Annotated in this window: 7 protein-coding genes; 1 reads left to right on the plus strand and 6 read right to left on the minus strand. The window is 61.8% G+C overall.

Annotated elements, in window-relative coordinates; translation table 11 throughout:
• Positions 1–52: 52 nt before the first annotated feature.
• On the minus strand, positions 53–718 hold the full coding sequence (locus ACM6UT_RS17540) for a L,D-transpeptidase (RefSeq protein WP_416798624.1): 666 nt from the start codon (positions 716–718) through the stop codon (positions 53–55).
• A 174-nt stretch (positions 719–892) separates the two neighbouring features.
• Between ACM6UT_RS17540 and ACM6UT_RS17545 the strand changes: the two genes are divergently transcribed.
• A complete protein-coding gene (locus ACM6UT_RS17545; protein WP_416798625.1) occupies positions 893–1,381 on the plus strand; it encodes an MmcB family DNA repair protein in 489 nt (162 codons plus the stop codon).
• 7 nt (positions 1,382–1,388) lie between these two features.
• Here ACM6UT_RS17545 and ACM6UT_RS17550 read toward each other — a convergent pair whose 3' ends face one another.
• The 5 genes from ACM6UT_RS17550 to ACM6UT_RS17570 form a co-directional block, all read right to left on the minus strand.
• Entirely contained in the window at positions 1,389–1,979 is a 591-nt protein-coding gene (locus ACM6UT_RS17550; protein ID WP_416798626.1) for an ActR/PrrA/RegA family redox response regulator transcription factor, read from the minus strand.
• A 76-nt stretch (positions 1,980–2,055) separates the two neighbouring features.
• Positions 2,056–3,330, minus strand: coding sequence for an ActS/PrrB/RegB family redox-sensitive histidine kinase (locus ACM6UT_RS17555; protein ID WP_416798627.1), 1,275 nt, complete (start codon positions 3,328–3,330; stop codon positions 2,056–2,058).
• A 66-nt stretch (positions 3,331–3,396) separates the two neighbouring features.
• Positions 3,397–5,856 (minus strand): ATP-dependent helicase HrpB, encoded by a 2,460-nt coding sequence (gene hrpB / locus ACM6UT_RS17560; RefSeq protein ID WP_416798628.1) that lies wholly within the window; start codon positions 5,854–5,856, stop codon positions 3,397–3,399.
• A gap of 134 nt (positions 5,857–5,990) precedes the next feature.
• Entirely contained in the window at positions 5,991–6,941 is a 951-nt protein-coding gene (gene lhpI, locus ACM6UT_RS17565; protein ID WP_416798629.1) for a bifunctional Delta(1)-pyrroline-2-carboxylate/Delta(1)-piperideine-2-carboxylate reductase, read from the minus strand.
• Positions 6,942–7,013: 72 nt separating this feature from the next.
• A partial coding sequence (locus ACM6UT_RS17570) for a hypothetical protein (RefSeq protein ID WP_416798630.1) occupies positions 7,014–7,281 on the minus strand: 268 nt, incomplete at its 5' end.

Raw genomic sequence — 7,281 nt, forward strand, 5'->3', positions numbered from 1 at the left:
CCGCCGGCATATGCCGGCGGCTTTATTCTGTATCGACGGTTCCCGCAGAACTCTACTGAAGAACGACGACCCGTGCAGACTTGCCAGGACGTACACGATCGTAAAGATCCATGATGTCCTGGTTCATCAGGCGGATGCAGCCGGAAGACGCAGCAGTTCCGATCGAGGCCCATTCCGGGGTGCCGTGGAGACGGAACAACGTATCCTGTCCCTTGTCGTTGAAGAGGTAGAGGGCGCGTGCACCGAGCGGATTGCGGACACCGGGCTCCATGCCATCTTCGACATACTTGGCGACTTCCGGCTTGCGTGCGGCCATTTCCTTGGGGGGATGCCAGGTAGGCCAGGCCTGTTTCCAGGCGATGTAGGCCTCGCCCTGCCACGCAAAGCCCTGCTTGCCGACACCGATGCCGTAGCGGATCGCCCTGCCGTTCGGCAGCACGTAGTAGAGGAAGCGTTCGCGGGTATCGACGACGATCGTCCCCGCCTTTTCCTTCGTCTGATAGGAAACGATCTGCCGGTGGAATTTCTTGTTCAGCTTCTCGATCGGGATCGCCGGGAGGGCATAGCCCGCATCGGTCACTTTGCCGTAGGAATCGCTGAAGATCTTTGCCGTTGCCGTTTCGGTTCCGGGCTTGCCGGATTCGGACGTCGTGGAGCAGCCGGTGAGGGCCATCGTGGCCACGAGACCGAACACAGTGAGAGCATTGCGGAGGCGCATGGAGAACTCGTGTTTTGCGGGGATGATGGTCAGCCCAACCATCTTTGAATATGGTTTATTTTGAATTAAGCTGGTCTTGGCAAGAGTGCCGTGGGCGCCAAATCTCTTTGGCGCTGCAAAATGACTCGGCATTGCTTTTTTGCAACATGCCTTTGTTCCCGACGAGCAGTATCAATGACCATTCTTTCGATCGCCGTTAACAACCCGTTAATCGACGGGCGCCAGTCGGAGCGGGCACTGCTCGTCCGCCGCGGAGTGCAGGTACTTCTGAGTGAAATGCGCCAGGCCGTGCTGCCCGAACTTTCACTGTCGAGCGGCCGGCGTGCAGACCTGGTGAGCCTGTCTGAAAAAGGGGAGCTCTGGATTATCGAAATCAAGTCCTCGATCGAGGATTTCCGCGTCGACCGGAAATGGCCGGATTACAGGACGCATTGCGATCGCCTGTTCTTCGCCACACATGGCGAAGTGCCGCTGGACATCTTTCCGGAGGATTGTGGGCTCCTGCTTTCCGACGGCTACGGTGCGCATATCGTCCGCGATGCGCCCGAACACCGCCTGGCTCCGGCGACCCGCAAAGCAATGATGCTCAACTTCTCCCGGACGGCCGCACAGCGCCTCATGATGGCGGAGTGGGCCGCTTCGCGACAGAGCATCGAGTCCTGATCGGTCGCTATTTCGGCGCCCGCTTCGCGAGAATGCGCTGCAGCGTGCGGCGGTGCATGTTCAGTCGCCGTGCTGTTTCAGAGACGTTGCGATCGCAGTTCTCATAAACCCGCTGAATATGCTCCCACCGGACGCGATCGGCCGACATCGGATTTTCCGGCACTTCGGCTTTCTCGCCAGGGCGCTGGGTGAGCGAGTGGTATATGTCGTCGGCGTCGGCAGGCTTGGCGAGATAGTCGAGCGCGCCGAGCTTCACTGCTGTCACAGCGGTGGCGATATTGCCGTAGCCGGTCAGGACCACGATTCGGGTGTCGTCGCGACGTTCCCTTATTGCCTGGATAACGTCAAGACCGTTACCGTCTCCGAGGCGAAGATCAACAACCGCGTATTTCGGCGGTGCAGCCTTGGACTTGGCGATGCCCTCGGCAACCGACGCTGCGATGTCAACGGCAAATCCACGTGACTCCATCGCGCGCGCAAGGCGACGCAGAAATGGTACGTCGTCGTCGACGATCAGGAGGCTGGGATCGGGTCCGAGCGCGTCGCTTGCTGCCTTGCCCGAGGGGCTCTGAGCGTTGGAAGGAGCATTCTCAGTCATGGGCTGACATCCCTGCAGGGGTGTTCTGGTCGAAACTTACCCTTGCGTTATGGACACTTATGCATGGACGGTAAAGTCATTTTGTGGCTGCGGTGTCCATCAGGCGCCGCGGCCAGACGATCGAAATCCGGGCACCGGGCTGGTCGCTGCGATTTTCGAAGCGCAATTTGGCTCCGGAGCGCTCGAGCAGCGTCTTGGCGATGAAGAGGCCGAGGCCGAGGCCGCCGGCGCGATTTTCCCGCGCTCGGCTGCTCACATAGGGCTCGCCGATCCGCTGCAAAATGTCCTGTGAGAAGCCTTGACCGTCGTCCTCGATCACGATCGTCACCTTGTCGCTGTCGTGACCGACCGTCACCATGACCTTGCTTCGAGCGAAATCGAGAGCATTCTCGATCAGATTGCCGAGACCGTAGAGAATGCCGGCGTTGCGCAAACCGACCGGCTCTGTTGCGCGCTCGGCCTTTTCGACGAGTTCGAGCTTGATTCCGAACTCGCGGTGAGGCGCCAGGACCTCTTCGATCATGGAGGACAGGGGAAGGCGGCTCATGTGCGCTTCGTTTGCCGAGGGCAGCGTCGTCAGGCGTCGCAGGATATCGCGGCAGCGTTCGCTCTGGCTCCGCAGCAGGTGGACGTCCTCGCCGAATCGTTCGTCTTCGCCGAGCTCCTTTTCCATCTCGCGCGCAACGACGCTTATAGTCGCAAGCGGTGTACCGAGTTCGTGCGCAGCGGCGGCGGCCAGACCGTCGAGCTGGGAAAGATGCTTTTCCCGCTGCAGGACGAGCTCCGTCGCGGAAAGCGCATCGGCGAGCAAGGAGGCTTCCTGGGAAACACGATAGGCGTAAAAGGCCGCAAAACCCATCATTGAGGCGATGCCGAACCAGGTTCCGACCTGCATCACCGGCAGGATTTTCAGTGTCTCACCCGCATACCATGGAAGCGGATAGGGCGAAAAGGCGAGAGCGGTGATGGTCGCCATGGCGAGCGTCAAGAGCGCGAGAGAGTGTCTTGGCGGCTGCGACGCGAATGAGATGATGACAGGCACACAGATCAAGGGTGAGAAGGGGTTCGCCAGACCTCCCGTGATGAAGAGAAGCGCTCCGAGCTGCAGCAGATCAAGTCCGAGCACCGCGAAGGCAGAGAGCGGCTCCAACCGGTGGGTTGAAGGGAAGGCGGCAGCAAGCAAGGCGTTGGCGGCTGCGAGTGCACCGATCAGCAGTACGCATGCGAGCAGGGGTAACGGAAACTCCAGCCAGAAAGCGACGATGAGCACGGTAATGGTCTGTCCCAGCACGGCGACCCACCGCAGCCGCACGAGCGTTTGCAGCCGCAGCCGTCGGGTGGACGGTGCCATTAGGGTTTCGATGTCAGCCCCGACCATATTCTGCGCCCTCGCCTTCTCGTCTTTATCGTTCGTACCCTACGTACCACGGGGTTTTGCCCGTGTCGTTGCTTCTGCCTCCTCGGGGTTCTCCGGCCAAGGATGCTTTGGATAGCGGCCTCGCATATCGGCCCGCACGTCCTTCCATGACCCCGCCCAAAACCCCGGCAGGTCGCGCGTCGTCTGGATCGGTCTGTGTGCGGGGGAGGTCAGCTCGAGCAGTAGCGGCAGCTTTCCACCGATCATGGGATGCTGACGAAGCCCGAAAAGCTCCTGGACGCGCACCGATACTTTCGGTTCGTCACCCTCGTAATGAATCGGGTGATTCTGTCCGGTCGGCGCGCGAAAATGCGTCGGCGCCAGTCGATCGAGGTCACGTAGTATGCCATGCGGGACCAATGTACGCATGCCCTCAGTCAGGCCACCTGGATCGATCTGATCAAGACCGAGCACGCCGCGCTGGAAAGGGGTGAACCATTCATCGAGCCGCGCCGCCAGGGCTCCGTCGCCGACATCCGGCCACGGCTCCCCCAATGTCCGATGCAGAAAGCCGATCCGCTGGCGCAACTGCATGCCTTCTTTCGAGAAGGGAAGGGCGCCGATACCGGTTTGTCGCACGCCGGCGGCGAGGGCATCGGCCGCCGCTTCGCCCGATGGCTTCGGTAAGGGTGACTCCTCCAGGATGATCGCGCCAAGTCGAGCGACCCGTCGGGCGCGAACCTTGCCGCTCGCAGCATCGAAGAAGCATTCCTGGCTGCGCTTCACTGTTTCCGCGAGTTGCTCCTCGACGTCGGCGCGGCTGACCTCTGCCGCGGCGAGAACCCGTCCCTGTGCCGCCCGTCCTGTAAGATCGGCGATGACCAGCATTTGCGCGCCCGCAAGTCCTTCCGTATCCGGGATTTCCGCACCGCGCCCGTTCGCCATGACGAAGCGGCCACGCCCGCCACGCTGCAGTGCCACACGGTCGGGAAAGGCATGGAGTAACAGCTGACCGGCGGTCGCGGAAGTATCGGCGTGTGCATTGCCGCCGATGTTCCCCGCGATCCGCGTTGCGAGCTTTCGTGCTACCGTGGCACGGGTTCCACCATCCGCGGCAAACCTGCGCAAACGTTCATCGAGGTCGATCCCGGCTCCGCCGAGTCCCTGTTCGGTGAGAAGAACCGCAAGCATGGCCGCCTGACGGACGTGCCCGCCGGCGGCGGCGGCAATCACCATCGCCGCGAGGCGCGGTGGCAGACCGATTTCACGCATCGTCCGCCCCTTCGCCGTCAGTCGTCCCTGCTGATCGAGCGCTTCGAGCAGCGTCAGCATCGTGCGCGCTTCCTCAAGAGCGGCGGCCGGAGGAGGATCGAGGAAGGAAAGCATGGCGGGGTCGTGGACGCCCCAGTGTATCATGTCGAGAAGGAAGCCAGAGAGATCGCTCGCCAGAATCTCCGGTGGAGTGAAGGCGGGCAGGGCGGCGGTCTGTCCGGCGTGCCAGAGACGGATCGCGATTCCGGGCTCTGTTCGGCCTGCGCGTCCTGCTCTCTGGTCCGCCGACGCACGGGAGACGCGAACGGTTTCAAGCCGGGTAATTCCCGTTGTGGCCTCGAAGACGGGAAGCCGCTGCAGCCCGCTGTCGATCACGATCCGCACGCCATCAATGGTAATCGAGGTTTCGGCGATCGACGTGGCAAGAACGACCTTGCGGGTGCCTGGACGGGCCGGCCGTATCGCCTCATCCTGTTCCTTCTGCGTCAGGTTGCCGTAAAGAGGTGTTACGAAGATGTCCGCCCCCAGGCGCCCCTCAAGCCGCTCTGCAACACGATGGATCTCTGCTTGCCCCGGCAGGAACGCTAGGATGGAGCCCTTTTCCGAGGTGAGCGCATCGAGGATCGCGTCCGTGACCGCATCTTCAACGCGCACGCCCCCGGCGCGGTCGCGATAACGCACGTCGACCGGGAAGCTGCGTCCCTCGCTGACAATCACGGGCGGATTGCCGATCAGATCGGCAATCCGCGCCGTGTCGAGCGTTGCCGACATCACCAGAATACGCAGATCCGGACGCAAGGCCGATTGTGAGTCGAGCGCCAGCGCTAGGCCGAAATCGGCGTCGAGCGAACGTTCGTGAAATTCGTCGAAGAGGACCGCCGCCACGCCCCCGAGCTCCGGATCATCGAGGATCATCCGGGCGAACACACCATCTGTCACCACCTCGATCCTGGTGCGCGCGGAGACGCGATTGTCGAGCCGCATGCGATATCCGACAGTCTCGCCGAGGGGTTCACCGAGCAGTTCGGCCATGCGTCCGGCTGCGGCTCTGGCGGCCAATCGCCGTGGCTCGAGGAGAACGATGCGCCCGTCGGATCGCCAGGAGCTGTCGAGGAGACGAAGGGGAACAATCGTCGTTTTGCCGGCGCCCGGCGGGGCCGAAAGCACGGCGCGTCCGGCCGCGGCGAGAGCCTCGTCGACCTCGGCAAGTACGTCGCAGATCGGCAGTGAAGGCAGTCGTGGGATCATATCTCGTCGACGTTTGTTTGAATAAGAGCGCGGCCCTTTGGCCGGTGTGTCGCCTCTGCCCCAGAACGCGCTTTTTCCATACTCCAGTTTGTTCCGGACGTGATGAGATTCACGCGAAACGTGCTTGCCGTGTATCAGGTCCTGCCGCGAGAAGCATATTCATATGCAAGCACGGCGCCGGCGAGGTCTTCAAGCGCCGCCCCGACCGACTTGAAGAGCGTGATCGCCGATGCACTGCTACGGCCTGTCGCCTCACCGCGTACGAGTTCCGCCAGCTCGGCCCGTATGTCGCTCTCTCTGATGACGCCTGCATTGATCGGCTGCACGAGATCGCCGCCTTCGGTGAGTGCCCCCGCTCGCGTATCGACGAAGACTTCAGCCCGGCTGACCGCTTCGTCGTCGCTTTCTCGCATTGACGGCTTGAAGGCTCCGACAAGATCGAGGTGGGCGCCAGGCTTGAGCCATGCACCTCGGATCAGGGGTTCACTGGACAAGGTGCAACAAGAGATGAGGTCGGCGCTTCGGCTGGCGGCCTCGAGGTCGGTCACAACAGCTGCGTCGTAACCCAGTGCACGCGCCTCGTGCACGATCGCGGCGGCCTTTTCGCCGCTACGGCCCCAGACCCGGAAGCGCTTGAGCGGACGGGTCACGGCATGCGCCTGAATAAGATTGAGTGAAAGCCGCCCCGTTCCTACGACGAGCATCTCCTCCGCGTCCTCGCGCGCGAGGTAGCGGGCAGCAAGCGCCGAGGTCGCTGCCGTCCGACGTGCCGTAAGCTCGCCGCCCTCGATGACCGCGAGCATCTCTCCGGTCCGGCCGGAGGAGAGGAGATAGGTACCGAAGATCGCCGGCAGGGATCGCAGATGGTTGTCCGGAAAAACAGACAGCAGCTTCACCCCTATATACTCTCCGGGGATCCAGGCCGGCATCATGAGGAGGGTCGCGTCCCGTTCCCCGGGCACGGCGACATCCAGGTGATGGCGGACAGGGACCACACATCCACCGGCGAAGATTCGCTCGATTGCGCCGATAAGTTCGGGCCAGGGCAGCGCACGGCTTGTCTGTTGTTCGTCCAGAACCAGCATGATTTTACTCCGTTCAATAGCTGGCCGGACACTATCAACGGGTTCCTGCGTGAGGAAGGGGGTAGTTCGGCTCTATTGGCGTTGGGTGTGGTGGTTATGGTTGGTGGGGTGTTGGGTTTGGATTTTGCGGTGTGGTGTTGTAAAAATGGAAAAGAGCGTTTTTTTTTCAGAGAGTTGGAAATTTCTTTGAAAAAATTGGAGGTGGTGTGTTGACTTGTTTGAGGGGGTAGGATTATACATCCGCTCACTGACGAGGGCGGCGGCGCTGCTGGCGACGATGACCTTCGTTCTTGAGAAATCACTGGAAATTGGCTGAGACGCTGATTGGTTGCCGGACTTT

Origin of the sequence: Ciceribacter azotifigens (assembly GCF_048159625.1) — a bacterium.
Taxonomy (GTDB): Bacteria; Pseudomonadota; Alphaproteobacteria; order Rhizobiales; family Rhizobiaceae; genus Allorhizobium; species Allorhizobium azotifigens.